This window comes from Bacteroides sp. D55t1_190419_B8, assembly GCF_015558905.1.
Lineage (GTDB): Bacteria > Bacteroidota > Bacteroidia > Bacteroidales > Bacteroidaceae > Bacteroides > Bacteroides vicugnae.
This window is the reverse complement of record NZ_JADMOU010000046.1, coordinates 1-16,179: the sequence shown is the minus strand read 5'-3', so window position 1 is coordinate 16,179 and position 16,179 is coordinate 1. Positions and strand designations below refer to the sequence as shown.

At 41.2% G+C, this 16,179-nt stretch carries 10 protein-coding genes and 1 pseudogene; 10 read left to right on the top strand and 1 reads right to left on the bottom strand.

The window, feature by feature from the left end:
* Nucleotides 1-25: 25 nt before the first annotated feature.
* The 9 genes and pseudogenes from I2I13_RS23220 to I2I13_RS23180 form a co-directional block, all read left to right on the top strand.
* On the top strand, nucleotides 26-754 hold the full coding sequence (locus tag I2I13_RS23220) for a DUF5932 domain-containing protein (protein WP_004295828.1): 729 nt from the start codon (nucleotides 26-28) through the stop codon (nucleotides 752-754).
* Between the two features lie 26 nt (nucleotides 755-780).
* Nucleotides 781-2,235: an AbgT family transporter gene (locus I2I13_RS23215; protein WP_148367389.1), complete on the top strand. Its 1,455-nt coding sequence runs from the start codon at nucleotides 781-783 to the stop codon at nucleotides 2,233-2,235.
* Between the two features lie 99 nt (nucleotides 2,236-2,334).
* A complete protein-coding gene (locus I2I13_RS23210) occupies nucleotides 2,335-2,922 on the top strand; it encodes an RNA polymerase sigma-70 factor (RefSeq protein WP_148367387.1) in 588 nt (195 codons plus the stop codon).
* Between the two features lie 77 nt (nucleotides 2,923-2,999).
* On the top strand, nucleotides 3,000-4,028 hold the full coding sequence (locus I2I13_RS23205; protein WP_195650661.1) for a FecR domain-containing protein: 1,029 nt from the start codon (nucleotides 3,000-3,002) through the stop codon (nucleotides 4,026-4,028).
* Nucleotides 4,029-4,155: 127 nt separating this feature from the next.
* A complete protein-coding gene (locus I2I13_RS23200) occupies nucleotides 4,156-7,545 on the top strand; it encodes a TonB-dependent receptor (RefSeq protein ID WP_167511905.1) in 3,390 nt (1,129 codons plus the stop codon).
* Between the two features lie 28 nt (nucleotides 7,546-7,573).
* Nucleotides 7,574-9,388, top strand: a complete 1,815-nt coding sequence (locus I2I13_RS23195) for a RagB/SusD family nutrient uptake outer membrane protein (protein WP_195650660.1) — start codon at nucleotides 7,574-7,576, stop codon at nucleotides 9,386-9,388.
* A 73-nt stretch (nucleotides 9,389-9,461) separates the two neighbouring features.
* A complete protein-coding gene (locus I2I13_RS23190; protein WP_167511896.1) occupies nucleotides 9,462-10,901 on the top strand; it encodes a sulfatase in 1,440 nt (479 codons plus the stop codon).
* Nucleotides 10,902-10,953: 52 nt separating this feature from the next.
* Nucleotides 10,954-12,951 carry a glycoside hydrolase family 2 TIM barrel-domain containing protein gene (locus tag I2I13_RS23185; RefSeq protein WP_370540855.1) on the top strand — a complete coding sequence of 666 codons (1,998 nt, stop codon included), beginning with the start codon at nucleotides 10,954-10,956 and terminating at the stop codon, nucleotides 12,949-12,951.
* A gap of 38 nt (nucleotides 12,952-12,989) precedes the next feature.
* A pseudogene (locus I2I13_RS23180) lies at nucleotides 12,990-13,274 on the top strand (flagellar motor protein MotB); the annotation flags it as partial.
* 176 nt (nucleotides 13,275-13,450) lie between these two features.
* On the opposite strand, the gene pckA reads toward I2I13_RS23180, so the two are convergent.
* Nucleotides 13,451-15,043 carry a phosphoenolpyruvate carboxykinase (ATP) gene (gene pckA, locus I2I13_RS23175; protein ID WP_195650658.1) on the bottom strand — a complete coding sequence of 531 codons (1,593 nt, stop codon included), beginning with the start codon at nucleotides 15,041-15,043 and terminating at the stop codon, nucleotides 13,451-13,453.
* A gap of 141 nt (nucleotides 15,044-15,184) precedes the next feature.
* On the opposite strand from pckA, the gene I2I13_RS23170 reads away from it, so the two are divergent.
* Nucleotides 15,185-16,084 carry a LysR family transcriptional regulator gene (locus I2I13_RS23170; RefSeq protein WP_195650657.1) on the top strand — a complete coding sequence of 300 codons (900 nt, stop codon included), beginning with the start codon at nucleotides 15,185-15,187 and terminating at the stop codon, nucleotides 16,082-16,084.
* Nucleotides 16,085-16,179: the final 95 nt, after the last annotated feature.

Here is a 16,179-nt window from a genome sequence, read left to right as displayed (position 1 = left end):
ACATAAAAGTTATTAGATAAGGAACATGGAAGAACAGAAGTTTAAAGTTATTATTGTAGAGGATGTAAAACTGGAGTTGAAAGGGACAGAAGAAATATTCCGTCATGAAATACCGAATGCGGAAGTGATCGGCACGGCAATGACGGAAAGTGAGTTTTGGCCGTTGATGGAGGCCCAGCTTCCCGATCTGGTATTGTTGGACTTAGGACTGGGAGGTTCTACGACCATTGGTGTTGATATTTGCAAGAATATATTCAAACGTTACAAAGGAGTTCGGGTACTGATCTTCACGGGTGAGATTCTGAACGAAAAATTGTGGGTGGACGTATTGAATGCCGGTGCCGATGGAATCATCCTCAAAACGGGTGAGTTACTGACGAAAACAGACGTTCAGGCTGTGATGGATGGAAAGAAATTGGTATTTAACTATCCGATTCTGGAAAAGATTGTAGATCGTTTCAAGAAATCTGTAGCCAACGATGCCAAGCGTCAGGAGGCTGTCATCAGTTATGATATTGATGAATATGACGAACGTTTTCTCCGTCATCTGGCTTTGGGTTATACGAAAGAGATGATTGCCAATCTGAAAGGAATGCCTTTTGGTGTGAAATCATTGGAGAAGCGGCAGAATGATCTGATCGGACGTCTTTTTCCGAATGGTGAACGGGTGGGAGTGAATGCTACCCGGTTGGCAGTACGTGCATTGGAATTGCGTATTATTGATCTGGATAATCTGGAGCCTGACGAAGAGTAAATTAAGTATTAGGTATAAAGTATTATATGAAGAATAAATGGCGCATGCCCCATCCCGCTACGATGTTCCTTCTGCTGACAATGGCAGTGGTCTTTCTTTCATGGATATGCGATATCTATGGATTGAAAGTGACATTGCCGCAGACAGGTGAGGATATTCGTGTACAAAGCCTGTTGAGTCCGGAAGGAATCCGTTGGTGGTTGCGGAACGCTATTAAGAACTTTACGGGCTTTGCTCCGTTGGGCATGGTGATTATTGCTATGTTCGGATTGGGAGTGGCACAACATTCCGGTTTTATTGATGCATGTATCCGCATGGGGGTGGGAAACCGGCAGGAAAAGAGGAAAATCATTTTGTGGGTGATTGTGCTTGGTTTGTTGTCGAATGCCATTGGTGATGGTGGATATATCATTTTATTGCCTATTGCTGCTATGCTGTTTCAATGGGTGGGGCTTCATCCGGTTGCAGGGATTGTTACGGCTTATGTTTCCGTTGCGTGCGGGTATAGTGCTAATATTGTATTGAGTACGATGGACCCGTTGTTGGCGCATACCACGCAAGAGGCTGCATTGGCACAAACGGGTTATCAGGGAAATACGGAACCTCTTTGCAATTACTTTTTTATGAGTGCTTCAACAGTAGCCATTACGGCTATTGTGTATTGGATTACTCAAAAATGGCTTCTTCCTACGTTAGGTAAATATGAAGGCAGTATGAAAGTGGTGGCTTACCATCCTCTGTCTCGTAAAGAGCGGCGTGCTATTATGATTTCCATTGTTGTGGCAGCTATCTATGTGGCTCTTATCTTGTGGCTTACTTTTTCTTCTTATGGAATTTTGCGGGGTGTGAACGGTGGTTTGATGCATTCGCCTTTTATTGCCGGTATTTTGTTTTTGCTTTCTTTGGGAGCAGGTATTACGGGAATGGCTTATGGATTCAGTTCCGGACGGTATCGCACAGACAATGATGTGATTGAAGGACTTACGCAGCCGATGAAGCTTCTTGGAGTGTATTTCGTTATCGCTTTCTTCGCTGCGCAGATGTTTGCCTGTTTTGAATATTCTCATCTGGATAAATGTCTGGCTATCATGGGTGCTGATCTGCTTTCTTCGTTTAAACCGGCTCCTTTGTCTGCTCTTGTCCTGTTTATTCTGTTTACGGCATTGATAAACCTGATTATGGTATCTGCTACTTCCAAATGGGCTTTTATGTCTTTTATCTTTATCCCGATGTTTGCACAGATGGGAATTGCTCCGGATATAGCACAATGTGCTTTCCGTATCGGAGATAGCTCGACGAATGCCATTACTCCTTTCTTATTCTATATGCCTCTGGTGCTTACCTATATGCGGCAGTATGATAAGCAGATTACGTATGGTTCATTGCTGAAATATACCTGGAGATATTCATTAGGCATTTTGGTTGTCTGGACATTGTTGTTTATCGTTTGGTATTTGTTGAAAATACCGATGGGATTGTAGGGCTAAGGAATGATTGCCGGGCTCCGGTTTATCAGATTGGAATTTTGTTTTTCTGAATTAATCGCTATATTTGCACCGTTCCTTAAAGAAAGACAACGAATGAATCTACCAGAAATCTCTGAAAATCTAGTTGAACAGTTAAATCACGGTAATACAAAAGCATTTGATAAAATTTATCATACCTACTATCTTTATTTGTGTGCGATAGCCGTTTATTATGTGCATGATAAAAGGGTGGCAGGGGAGATTGTGAATGATGTCTTTGTTGCTTTTTGGCAGAATCGACATCATATTACTCATCCTGCTCTTCCGTATTTGCGGCGTGCCATTCAAAATGCGAGCATCAGTTATCTGCGCTCTTCTTACTTCAACGAAAAACAGATGACGGAACAGATGGAAGAAATCTGGGCTTTTCTCGAAAATCATATTCTTTCTTCCGATAATCCTTTGCAGGCATTGGAGCATAGCGAAATGAATACCATCATCATGAAGAAGGTGGAGGAATTGCCTGCCAAATGCCGTGCCATATTTAAAGCAAGTTTGTATGAGGGGAAGACATATAGTGAAATTGCCGAGGAGCAGAATATTAATGTGACCACTGTAAGGGTACAGATGAAAATAGCATTGACTAAGCTGCGCGAATCGCTAGGTACTCCTTATATGATAGCTATTTTGATGTTTCTCTAAAAAAAATCGCTTTTCTTTTAAACGTTTCTTTTTTTATTGCGTATCTAGTTATATACACCCATAGAAAAAGTACGTTTATGAATGACTCTTATCATATAGAAGAATTGGAAATCCGGATAAGCAACTATCTGTCCGGTAACTGCACCGAAGAAGAGAAAGAAGCTCTGCTCGCTTATCTGGCTTCCAATGAAGATGCTGCTAAAATATTTCGGGAGATGTCCGCAGTATGGGCTGTTTCTTCTGTGCCTGCATTTGCGAAAATAGAGGATGCTAATTTATCACAGATAAAAGAAAAAATAGCGGCTGCAGAGATGAAGCCTGTCCGTTCGCGGAAGATAGTTCCTGTGTGGCTGAAGGTGGCTGCTGCAATTATTTTGTTGTTGGGCTGTAATTACTTCTGGTACACTTATACTGAAAATCTTACGGAAGTATATACGAATGCGGATTCTCCTTATGAAATTAAAGTGCCGGCCGGTTCGCGGACGAATATTGTGCTTCCGGATGGAACAGAGGTTTCATTGAATGCGGGTTCTGTGTTACGCTATTGTCGCGGGTTCGGTATTCGTGAACGTGATGTTACGCTTGATGGCGAAGGATATTTCAAGGTGGCGAAAAATGAGAAGATTCCTTTCTTTGTAACGACGAATGGTGTGCAGGTAAAGGTGGTGGGGACTGTTTTTAATGTCCGTGCTTATGATGACGATAATTATGTAATGGTATCTCTGTTGGAAGGTCGTGTCAATTTAGCCACTTTGTCCGGTTCGGTGATGAAGCTATTCCCTAGCGAACAGGCTTTTTACGATAAGAATACGGGCCGCATGGAGAAAATGAAATCAAATGCTAGTTCTGCCTGTGACTGGTTGGATGGTGGCCTGACATTTGAAGATGCTCCATTTGCCGACATTGCACACCGTCTGGAGCGCAAATTCCAGGTGAAGATCAGTTTAGGGAGTGAACGTCTGAAAGCGGAACGCTTTTCCGGATGTTTCAATAGTAATCAAAGTATCAATGATATATTGGGAGAAATCAACGTTGAGAAGCAATATACATGGAAAGTTAGTGGAGACACTATCTTTATAACTGACAAGAAAAAGGAGGTAAAATAAGAAAAAGTAAAGTATGATTGAGAACTTAGTCGATAGATATATCGGCGGTTCAGCGTTGTATAGAAAGATATTATGTTAACCTTTAATAGTGAAAAATATGAGATTAATAGTAAAAAGAATATTATTAATGCTTCTGCTTTTGTCTGTAGGAAATGCTTTGACTGGTGGTTTCCAGCTATCGGCACAGGTACAAAGTAAAAGTTTCAGTGTGAAAGTAGATAATATTACTTTAAAAGAAGCCATTGAAGTAATAAAGAAGCAAGGCAATTACTCTTTCCTGATTCGTAATAATGACATTGATTTGAATAGGAAAGTTTCTGTGAATATAAATAACGGTACTATTAATGATGTGATGGGACAATTGCTGGCCGGAACGGACGTCAGGTATGAAGTGAACGGAAACCGGGTGATTATGTTCCATGCAGTGACACCGCAGAAAGAACAGAAAAAAGCGTTTGTCTTAAAAGGACGGATCACTGATCCTACAGGTGAAGGGGTGATTGGGGCAAATGTGAAAGTGGTCGATTCTACGGAAGGTACCATTACGGATATGGATGGCAATTTCTCCTTGATGGTTACTCCAAATGCCCGTTTATCCATATCATATATCGGCTATGCCACACAGGAAGTGGTGGTAAAAGATCAACGTCCTCTCAATGTAACTTTGAAAGAAGATACCCGGTTAATAGACGAAGTAGTAGTTGTTGGTTACGGTGTACAAAAGAAAGCGAACCTGACAGGTGCGGTGAGCAGTGTGAAGATGGATGATGTTTTAGGTGACCGTCCGGTGGTGTCTGTGAGTGACGCTTTGAAAGGGGCAATGCCCGGTTTGCAGATTACAGGTAATTCTGGAAGACCCGGTGAAGAAATGAGTTTCAATATTCGTGGTGTCAACAGTCTGGATAAGAATGGAAAACCGCTGGTACTGGTGGATAACGTGGAGATGGATATTAATATGCTCGATCCGAACGATATCGAATCGGTGACTGTTTTGAAGGATGCGGCATCTTCTGCTATTTATGGAGCACGGGCAGCTTTCGGGGTGATTTTGATTACTACAAAGAAAGGTTCGGATGCAACTAAACTCTCTATTAATTATTCAAATAATTTCTCCTTCAGCAGGCCTGCCAATATGCCTCATAAGGCTACTCCGCTCCAAACGGTACAGGCTTATAAGGACATGGGGACAATCAATTATCAAAGTGGTCAGAACGTAGATACCTGGTTGGGACTTTTGAAGGAATATAATGCTAATCCGTCTGCATATCCGGATGGTTATGCAATGGTGGACGGGCTGCGTTATAGCTTGGCAGAAACTGATCTTTTCGATGATATGATGGAAACTGGTTTCCAGCAAACTCATAATATCTCGGTAGGTGGCGGTACGAAAGATATTTCTTATCGTTTCTCCTTTGGTATGGTGAATGAAAATGGGGTACTGGCTTCGGATAAAGATACGTACAAGCGTTACAACGTGTCTTCTTATCTCCGTTCAGATGTGTTTTCATGGATTACTCCGGAATTGGATATTAAATATACGAATTCCAACTCTTCATTGCCGGAAACTTCCGGAGGATATGGTATATGGGGAGCAGCAGTCGCATTCCCTTCTTATTTCCCTACCGGAACAATGAATATCGACGGTGAAGAATTACCGATCAATACTCCTCGTAATTTGATTGACCTGGCATATCCGACCACTATTCAAAAGAATAATCTTCGTATTTTCGGAAAGGTAACGATCAGTCCTTTGAAGAATGTGAAGTTGATTGGTGAGTACACATTCAATCATCTAAGTAACGAGAAAACGAAATTTGAGAAGAAGTTCTATTATGCCCATGGAGGCAATTTTGTGAAAGAGGTTTCCACTGCCAATTCCAAGTATGAATACTCCAATGGTATTACGGATTATAATGCATTGAACTTCTATGCTAACTATAACAACTCATGGGGCAAACATGATGTAACGGTGATGGGAGGTTTTAATCAGGAAAGTAGCGACTACCGCTATGCGGAGATGTCGCGTATGAATATGATTAATGAAGATCTGCCGTCTATCTCGCAGTCGACAGGTGACTATTTTGCTAAAGACAAATTTGAACGTTATACGGTAAGAGGGTTGTTCTATCGCATCAACTATTCGTTTGCCGGCAAGTATTTGCTTGAAACGAACGGACGTTATGACGGTTCTTCCAAATTCCCGAAGAATAGCCGTTTCGGTTTCTTTCCTTCTGTTTCCGCCGGATGGCGTATCAGCGAGGAAGCATTTATGAAACCTTTGAATTCAGTTCTTTCTAACTTGAAATTGCGTGGTTCTTGGGGTAATATCGGAAATCAGAGTATCACTCCTTATGCATATATTCCCGGTATGGATGCTGAACAGGCTTATTGGACTGTTTCCGGTATTAAAGTTACTACTTTGAAACCTGCTGCATTGGTCAGCAATAGCTTTACTTGGGAGAAAGTTACGACAATTGATGTCGGATTCGATCTTGGGCTATTGGATAACAGACTAAATATGGTGTTCGACTGGTATAGAAGAGATACTAAGGGTATGCTTGCTCCGGGTTCTGAACTTCCGGGTGTATTAGGTGCAAGTGCTCCTTTACAAAATACGGCTGATCTTCGTTCTAAAGGATGGGAAGTTTCGGTTGACTGGAATGACCAAATCGGAAAAGTGAAATATAGCTTAGGTTTCAATCTTTACGATTCGAAAACAAAGATTACTAAATACAATAACGAAACAGGATTATTTGGTAAGGACAAGAATGATAATGAAACATATCGTGTAGGAATGGAGCTGGGTGAGATCTGGGGATATGTAACCGATCGTTTGTATACAGTAGATGATTTCGATGCGGAAGGTAAATTGAAACCGGGTATTGCCAAAGTGGAAGGGTATAATCCGAATCCGGGAGATATATTATACAAAGATTTGGATGGTAATAATATTATCAACAGTGGTACCAGTACAACGAAAGATCCGGGAGACCGTAAAATCATCGGTAATAATACCCGGCGTTATCAGTATGGTATTCATGGTAGTGCAAGTTGGAACGGTTTTTCTCTGTCATTCTTGCTGCAAGGAGTTGGTAAACGAGATTTATGGGTGATGAACGATCTGTTTTATCCACATTATGATGCTTGGACTACCGTTTACGATTCACAGTTGAATTACTGGACTCCGGAAAATACGAATAGTTATTTTCCCCGTATTTATGAGAAAGCGGCCGGAAATACAGATGCCAATACACGTGTACAGACTCGTTATTTACAGGATGGATCGTATTTAAGTATTCGTAATATAACACTTTCTTATAATTTCCCCTCCAAGTGGATGAGTAAGATTGGAGTTAATAATCTGGCTGTGTTCTTCAGTGGTGAGAATCTTTATACGTTCGACCACTTGCCGAAGGGACTTGATCCGGAACGTTCTGTCACGGATGATTTAGGACAACGTGGTTTTACCTATCCGTATATGAGACAGTATTCGTTCGGTATAAACCTTTCATTCTGATTGTTTCACAACTTAAAGAGTAATTATTATGAATAAATATATACTATGTGTAAGCGTTAGTTTTTGTTTGTTGATGTCGTCTTGTCTGAATGACGAATTTCTGGAGGTTTATCCTAAAGGACAGCAAACAGAAGCATCGGTCTTTACTACTTATGACAACTTTAAAACGTATACATGGGGATTGTATAACGTGTTCTTCGGATATACGTATGATACAGGGCAAACGGATGAAATTTTCCGTGGTGATTTTGAATCGGATAACATGATAAAAGGATTGGATGGATATGAAGGTCAGTGGGCATATCGCAAAGCAAAGGCTACGGATGAATCTAAAGATTGGGATTACGATTATATCCGCCGTGTTAATCTGATGCTTGATAATATCGATCATTCGGAAATGAATGAAACCGAGAGGGAGCATTGGAGAAGTGTGGGATATTTCTTCCGTTCTTATAAATACTTTCAGATGCTTTCCAAATTTGGTGATATTCCCTGGGTAGAGCATGCTTTGACAGAGGAAAGTCCCGAGCTTTATGGAAAACGTGATAGTCGTGACCTGGTGGCTTCCAATATTCTGTCTAATTTGAAATATGCGGAAACACATATTGGCAGTAATATCGAAGCGGATGGGAAAAATACAATTAATATGTATGTGGTGAAAGCTCTTATTTCCCGTTTTGCTTTATTTGAAGGAACTTGGAGAAAATATCATGGTTTGTCGGGGGCAGATACTTATCTGGAAGAATGTGCCCGTGCTTCTGAAGAGGTGATTAAGCAATATCCGAATGTGCATCCTAAATATGATGAGTTGTTTAATTCGGAAACACTGGATGGAGTGACAGGTATTATTTTGTATAAGGCTTATGAAACCGGACAGTTGATGCATGGTTTGACCCGTATGGTGCGTACAGGTGAATCTTATATTGAGGCAACGAAAGACGCGGTAGACAGTTATCTCTGTACGGATGGACGACCGGTTAGCACGACGACTAGCCATTATGGGGGTGATAAGAATATGTATGGACAATTCCGTGATCGTGATTACCGGTTGTATTTGACGATCTGTCCTCCATATATGGTGAAGAAAGAAAACGGACCCAGTACGGCTGATTGGAAATATACGGATAATGCACAGGACAGAGAATTTATAGATTTAATGGCTACGATTTCCGGTGAAACTTATCATCGTTTGCCGTCTTCCAACTTTAAAGGATTCACTGTGCAAGGACAACCTCACTTTAAGAATATGAACTGGGGACAGGGCTGGAATGCTTCCCAAATGGGCTTCTGGGTATGGAAATATTATAATACACATACTGTAGCTACCAACGCGAATGGGGTGAATACAACAGATGCCCCGCTGTTCCGTATAGGTGAGGTGATGGTAAATTATGCCGAAGCGATGTGCGAATTGAACAAGTTAGACCAGGCTGCTGCGGATAAGTCTATTAACAAACTTCGGGCAAGAGCTAATGTGGCGAAAATGGTGGTAAATGATATTAATGATGCTTTTGATCCGAAGCGTGATCCTTCCGTTCCTGCTCTCTTGTGGGAAGTGCGTAGGGAGAGACGAGTTGAGTTGATGGGTGAAGGTTTCCGTCTGGATGATTTGCGCAGGTGGAAGAAAGGAGACTATGTTAACAAACAACCGCTAGGTGCTTATGTGACAGGGGCTTCGGCCAAGAATTTGAAAGTAACGGGTGGCACAGGTGCTGATGAAGGATATGTTTATTTCTTTGATACCCCGCTTGGATGGCAGGAACATTATTATCTGTATCCGTTGCCTTTGAAGCAATTGGCTTTAAATACGAATCTGGAACAAAATCCGGTATGGACAAAGTAATTTTAAATTAAAATGATGCACAAGACCTGTAATATTTTAGTATATTGCAGGTCTTGAAAATTTAAGGTAGAAAATGAAAAATAGAATATCAATAAAATATGCGTTTTTTTGTGGAACAGCTTGCTGCATCTCATCTATATTACGGGCGCAACAGGATGTATCTCGAATGAATGTGCTTTTTATAATGGCTGATGATATGCGTCCCGAACTGGGGTGCTACGGGGTGGATGTCGTGAAAACTCCTAATATGGACCGTTTGGCGGCAAGTGGAGTCTTGTTTCAGAATGCGTATTGTAATATTCCAGTGAGTGGGGCATCCCGGGCTAGTTTATTGACGGGGGTATATCCTCATTATCCCGATCGCTTTATTAGTTTTTCCGCCTATGCCAGCAAAGATTGTCCCGAAGCAATACCTATTTCAGGATGGTTCACCCGGAATGGTTATCATACTATTTCGGACGGCAAGGTGTTTCATCATATCAGCGATCATGCGGATTCGTGGAGCGAGGCTCCTTACCGGAATCATCCGGATGGATATGATGTATATTGGGCGGAATATAATAAATGGGAACTTTGGATGAATTCGGAATCGGGAAAAACGATTAATCCGAAAACGATGAGGGGACCTTTCTGTGAATCTGCTGATGTTCCTGATACTGCCTATGATGATGGGAAACTTGCAAACCGGGCTATTCGTGACTTGAAAAGGATGAAGGAGACCGGCAAACCTTTCTTCTTGGCTTGTGGTTTCTGGAAACCTCATTTGCCGTTCAATGCTCCAAAGAAATATTGGGATTTATATAAACGGGAGGAAATACCTTTGGCTACCAATCGTTTCCGGCCTGAAGGATTACCGGAACAGGTTCGTAATTCGGGCGAGATATATGCGTATGCACGGGTTACGGATACGAGTGATATTGACTTCCAACGGGAGGTAAAACATGGATATTATGCTTGTTTGAGTTATGTGGATGCACAGATCGGCAAGGTATTGGATGCATTGGATGAACTGGGATTATCGGATAATACAATTGTGGTTTTGTTGGGGGATCATGGCTGGAATCTGGGAGAACATGATTTTATAGGTAAACATAATCTGATGGATACTTCTACTCATGTACCGTTGATTGTCCGTGTGCCGGGAATGAAAAAGGGAAAAACAAAATCGATGGTGGAATTTGTTGATTTGTACCCGACTTTATGTGAACTTTGCAAACTTCCTGTTCCCGCTGAACAGTTAAGCGGACAAAGCTTTGCCGGGGTTTTCAAAAATCTGAAAGCTAAGACGAAAGATGAAGTTTATATTCAGTGGGAAGGAGGAGATAATGCTGTTGACCGGCGTTATAGTTATGCGGAATGGATGAAAGGCGACGTGAAGAAAGCCAGTATGCTGTTTGATCATCAGATTGACAGGAAGGAAAACAAGAACCGGGTAGATGAGAAAAAATATAAGAATAAGGTCGAATCATTATCTTCTTTTATCAGAATAAAGAAGTCATCATTAAAGAAATAATATGAGAACAGTTTTTTTACAGTCCAACCGTTTGGTATCGGTTGTTTTATTTATGCTTTATGGTATGTCGATGTTTGCCCAGCGACAGGATATCTTGTTAAATAACGATTGGAATTTCCGGTTCTCGCATCAGGTACAGAAGGGAACAGAAGTAAGAGTTGATTTGCCTCATACTTGGAATGCACAGGATGCTTTGTCCGGTAAGATAGACTATAAACGGGGAATTGGCAATTATGAGAAGAATTTATTTATTCGTTCCGAATGGAAAGGAAAACGTCTTTTTATTCGTTTCGAAGGAGTGAATAACATTGCGGATGTGTTTGTCAATCGTCGTCATATAGGTGAGCATCGTGGGGGATATGGGGCTTTTATCTTTGAGATCACTGGAAAGGTGGAATATGGAAAAGAAAATTCTATATTGGTACGGGTGAATAATGGTGAACAGTTGGATATTATGCCTTTGGTCGGTGACTTTAATTTTTATGGAGGTATTTATCGGGATGTACATTTGCTGATTACTGATGAGACGTGTATTTCTCCTTTGAATTATGCTTCTCCCGGAGTACGTCTGATACAGGATAGTGTAAGCCATAAATATGCTAAGGTGCGTGCTGTTGTTGATTTATCAAACGGAGATAGTGGTAATCGGGAAGTAGAGCTTAATGTACGCCTGTTAGATGGTCAAAGGGTGGTGAAAGAAGGAACAAAGAAAGTGAATCTTTCTGGAAACGCAGCAATGCAGCAGGAATTTACATTTGAAATCGATCAACCTCATTTATGGAATGGCCGTCAGGATCCTTTCCTTTATCAGGCGGAAGTGACTCTTTCCCGGAATGGTCAGATGGTAGATCGCGTCACACAACCGTTAGGACTTCGTTTTTACCGGATCGCCCCTGATAAAGGTTTTTTCCTGAATGGAAAACATTTACCTCTTCAAGGCGTTTGCCGTCATCAGGATAGGAGTGAGGTGGGCAATGCATTGCGCCCGCAACACCATGAGGAAGATGCGGCATTGATGTTGGAGATGGGAGTGAATGCTGTTCGTCTGGCGCATTATCCGCAGGCTACTTATTTTTATGATCTGATGGATAAGAATGGTATTATTGTATGGGCTGAAATACCTTTTGTGGGCCCTGGTGGATATAATGATAAGGGGTTTGTGGATTTACCTGCTTTCCGTGCCAACGGAAAGGAACAGCTCAAAGAACTGATTCGCCAACATTATAATCATCCTTCTATTTGTGTATGGGGGCTATTTAATGAGTTGACGGAGTTGGGAGATAATCCGGTTGAGTACATCAAAGAATTAAATGTGCTGGCACATCAGGAAGATCCTACCCGACTTACGACCTCTGCAAGTAATCAAATGGGAGATTTGAATTTCATAACGGATGCTATTGCCTGGAACCGTTATGATGGATGGTATGGTGGCACTCCCGCTGATTTGGGGAAATGGTTGGATCGAATGCATAAGGATCATCCGGAAATATGTATCGCTATCAGTGAATATGGTGCCGGTGCAAGTATTTACCATCAACAAGATTCGTTGGTTAAAACTGTACCAACCAGTTGGTGGCATCCAGAAAACTGGCAGACGTATTATCACATTGAAAACTGGAAAACAATCTCTTCCCGCCCTTATGTATGGGGAAGCTTTGTATGGAATATGTTTGATTTTGGCGCTGCACATCGCACTGAAGGAGACCGTCCCGGAATTAATGATAAAGGTTTGGTTACCTTCGACCGGAAAGTTCGTAAAGATGCTTTCTACTTCTATAAAGCTAACTGGAATGGGGAAGAACCAATGCTTTATTTGACAGGCAAACGTAACACGGCGCGTACACAACGTTTGCAAACAATTATTGCTTTCACGAATCAGTCAGGAGCCGAATTGTTTGTAAACGGTAAGAGTTATGGTAAAGCAACACCGGATTCGTATGCTATTCTGGAATGGAAAAATGTGGAACTACAACCTGGTGAAAATGAAATAAAGGTTGTCTCCACTAATAAGAAGTTACCTTTGAGCGATAGCTTTCATTGTAGATTGTGATAAGTACAATTGCAGCTAAGAGAAAATCAGGCACGTTCTCTCGTACAAATATACGTAATAATTGGGATTTGAGTGCATTGCGTGCTTCATCTGTTGTCCAGGCATTACAGAATATTTATGGTATAAATCCCAAACGCCTGACAGCTGCCGGTCGAGGTGAATTTAATCCGGTAGCCGGTAATGATACGGCAGAAGGAAAAGCTCGTAACCGCCGGACCGAGATCATTATAACTCCTAAACTGGATCAGTTCATGGATTTGATTGATCAGGCTCCTGATAGTTCTTCATCCGATACAATTGGTAATGAGGATGTGAAAGAGTAGAAAAGACCTTCACTTAGAGATAAAATAAAAGCGATGAATTCAAATTCATCGCTTTTATTTTAAGTGGTTAACATAAGATTTTGTAGGATTTGGACTAAATTATAAAACTCATTTTCTTTACAATAAAGTTTAAACATTAAGTAGCACTACTGTATCTGATTGATAGATGAGGTGGTTCAGAGTTGCGGTCCGAAAACGACAAGTGCTTTGGCAGCGTCATTATCGCAATACTGCTTAAAGTTTTCCCTATACATACCAGCCAATTTCTTTGCTTTTTCTTTCCATTCATTGACATCGGTGTAAGTATTACGAGGGTCGAGAATGCCTTCCGATACATTTTTCAATGCTTTGGGTACATTCAGGTTCATGATAGGAATATGAATCGTATCCACTTCATCAATAGAACCATCGATGATGGAGTCGATGATAGCACGGGTGTCTTTGAGAGAAATTCGTTTACCCGTACCGTTCCAACCAGTATTTACAAGATAGGCCTTCGCACCGTGTTCTTTCATCCGGGCAACGAGTGTTTTTGCATACATGGTGGGATGTAATGTCAGGAAAGCTTCACCAAATGCTGGCGAGAATGATGGTATAGGTTCGGTGATGCCCCGTTCAGTACCTGCCAGTTTGGATGTAAAGCCACTCAGCAAATGATATTGAGCTTGGTTCTCGTCAAGGATAGAAACCGGGGGTAATACGCCAAATGCATCGGCAGACAAGTAAACGATTTTTTTTGCATGACCAGCTTTGGAAGGAAGTACAATCTTATTGATATGATAAATCGGATAAGATACACGTGTATTCTCTGTTCTTGATTTATCAGTAAAGTCTACACTTCCATCAGGACGTACCGTCACATTTTCCAACAGTGCATCCCGACGGATGGCACGCCAGATATCTGGTTCACTCTCTTCGCTCAGGTTAATAACTTTGGCATAGCAACCACCTTCATAATTGAATACACCATTTTCATCCCAGCCATGTTCATCATCTCCAATCAGATAACGTTTCGGGTCGGCAGATAAAGTAGTTTTTCCCGTTCCCGATAAACCGAAGAAAATCACCACATCACCTGCCTCGCCCACATTGGCGGAACAGTGCATTGAGGGAATACCTTGCAGCGGCAGGTAATAGTTTTGCATACAGAACATTCCTTTTTTCATTTCGCCACCATACCATGTGCCGCCAATCACCTGCATATGTTCAGTCAGATTAAAGCAGACGAAAACTTCCGAGTTCAAGCCTTGTTCTTTCCAATTCGGGTTAACAGTCTTGGAAGAATTTAATACCACAAAATCCGGTTCGCCATAGTTTTTCAAATCATAAAAAGAGGGGCGCATGAACATATTGGTGACAAAATGTGCTTGCCAGGCCACTTCCATAATGAAACGTACTTTCAGGCGGGTATTCTCATTAGCACCGCAGAAAGTATCTACCACATATAACTTTCTCGAAGAAGAAAGTTGTTTTTGAGATAATGCTTTCAAGTCATTCCATATTTCGGTAGAAACAGGCTTGTTTATTACCCCGTCCCACCAAACAGTATTTTCGGTAATAGCATCTTTCACAATATATTTGTCTTTGGGTGACCGTCCTGTGAACTTACCAGTATTCACGGCTACTGCTCCCGTATCAGTCAGATAACCTTTCTCGAAACCTTCATTAGCTGGATTCATTTCGTCCTGAAACAATTGTTCATACGATGGGTTGTGTACAATCTCAAAATTACCGACAATGCCATACTTGCTTAAATCTACATTTTCCATACTTTCAAATATTAATGATTGATATATAAAATTTATTTCTTCATTCCTGATTTATTTATCGACGGCAAAGTTACAGCCTTTCCAAACGATGTCTTATATTTGCATAATTAATACTTTTAATGATATATATCGGAAATAATAATGGAACTGACGCATCTTAGATATTTTATCCAACTGGCGGAAGTACTCAATTTTACGGAGGCTTCCAAACAATTATTTATCACCCAAAGTACCCTTTCACAAAGTATCCGTCAAACGGAAAGTGAACTGGGAACACCACTTTTTGAACGTATAGGGAAGAAAGTATATTTGACGGATGCCGGGCAGGCATTCTTACCTTATGCTCGGCAGTCGATTATCGAAACGGAAACGGGTATTCAGAAGCTTCGGGATATGCAGCAAATTTATAAAGGTGAGCTCCGTATTGGTGTGATTTACAGTCTGTGTCCCATGCTGGCGGAAAGCATTGTCCGTTTCTCAAAAGAATATCCCGGTATAAAACTGATACTCACACAGTCCACTTCCATTAATGATATGACTACGATGTTGCATAACAATGAGGTAGACTTTGCCTTGGCATATAAGCTGGATGCATTATCGTCATTGACGGAGAAGATAGATTTATGCCCGGACCCTTTGTGTGTGATTGTTCATCGTCGTTCTCCATTAGCTTCACAGCAGAAAATATCAATACAGGCCTTGACACATTATCCGCTCGCTCTGTTAAAGTCTGGGTCATATACCCGCAATGTGATAGAAAATGTAGCATCTCGAAGCGGGATTAGCCTCCAGCCAATGGCGGAAATAAATGATACTAATCTTTTGCTGCAAATGGTGCGCACTGGAGATTGGATTAGTGTTCTTTCACAGCATAGCGTTGATAATCAGCCTGATTTAAAAGCTGTGCCTTTGAAAGAAAAGGGAGGAGAAATGCACGTATACTTGTTTCAATTGAAAGGTAGGTATAAGAAATTGGTTACACGGAAATTTATTGAGATTATTCAAAAAGTAATGTCCCAAAATAACCTTATTCAGGCTTAGTTGGGAATTATATCTGTTCGGAAATGAATGAAACAGTGCGAAAATGAGTGAAACTGTACGGATTCGGTCATACATAGTGGAAAAATATCTATCAT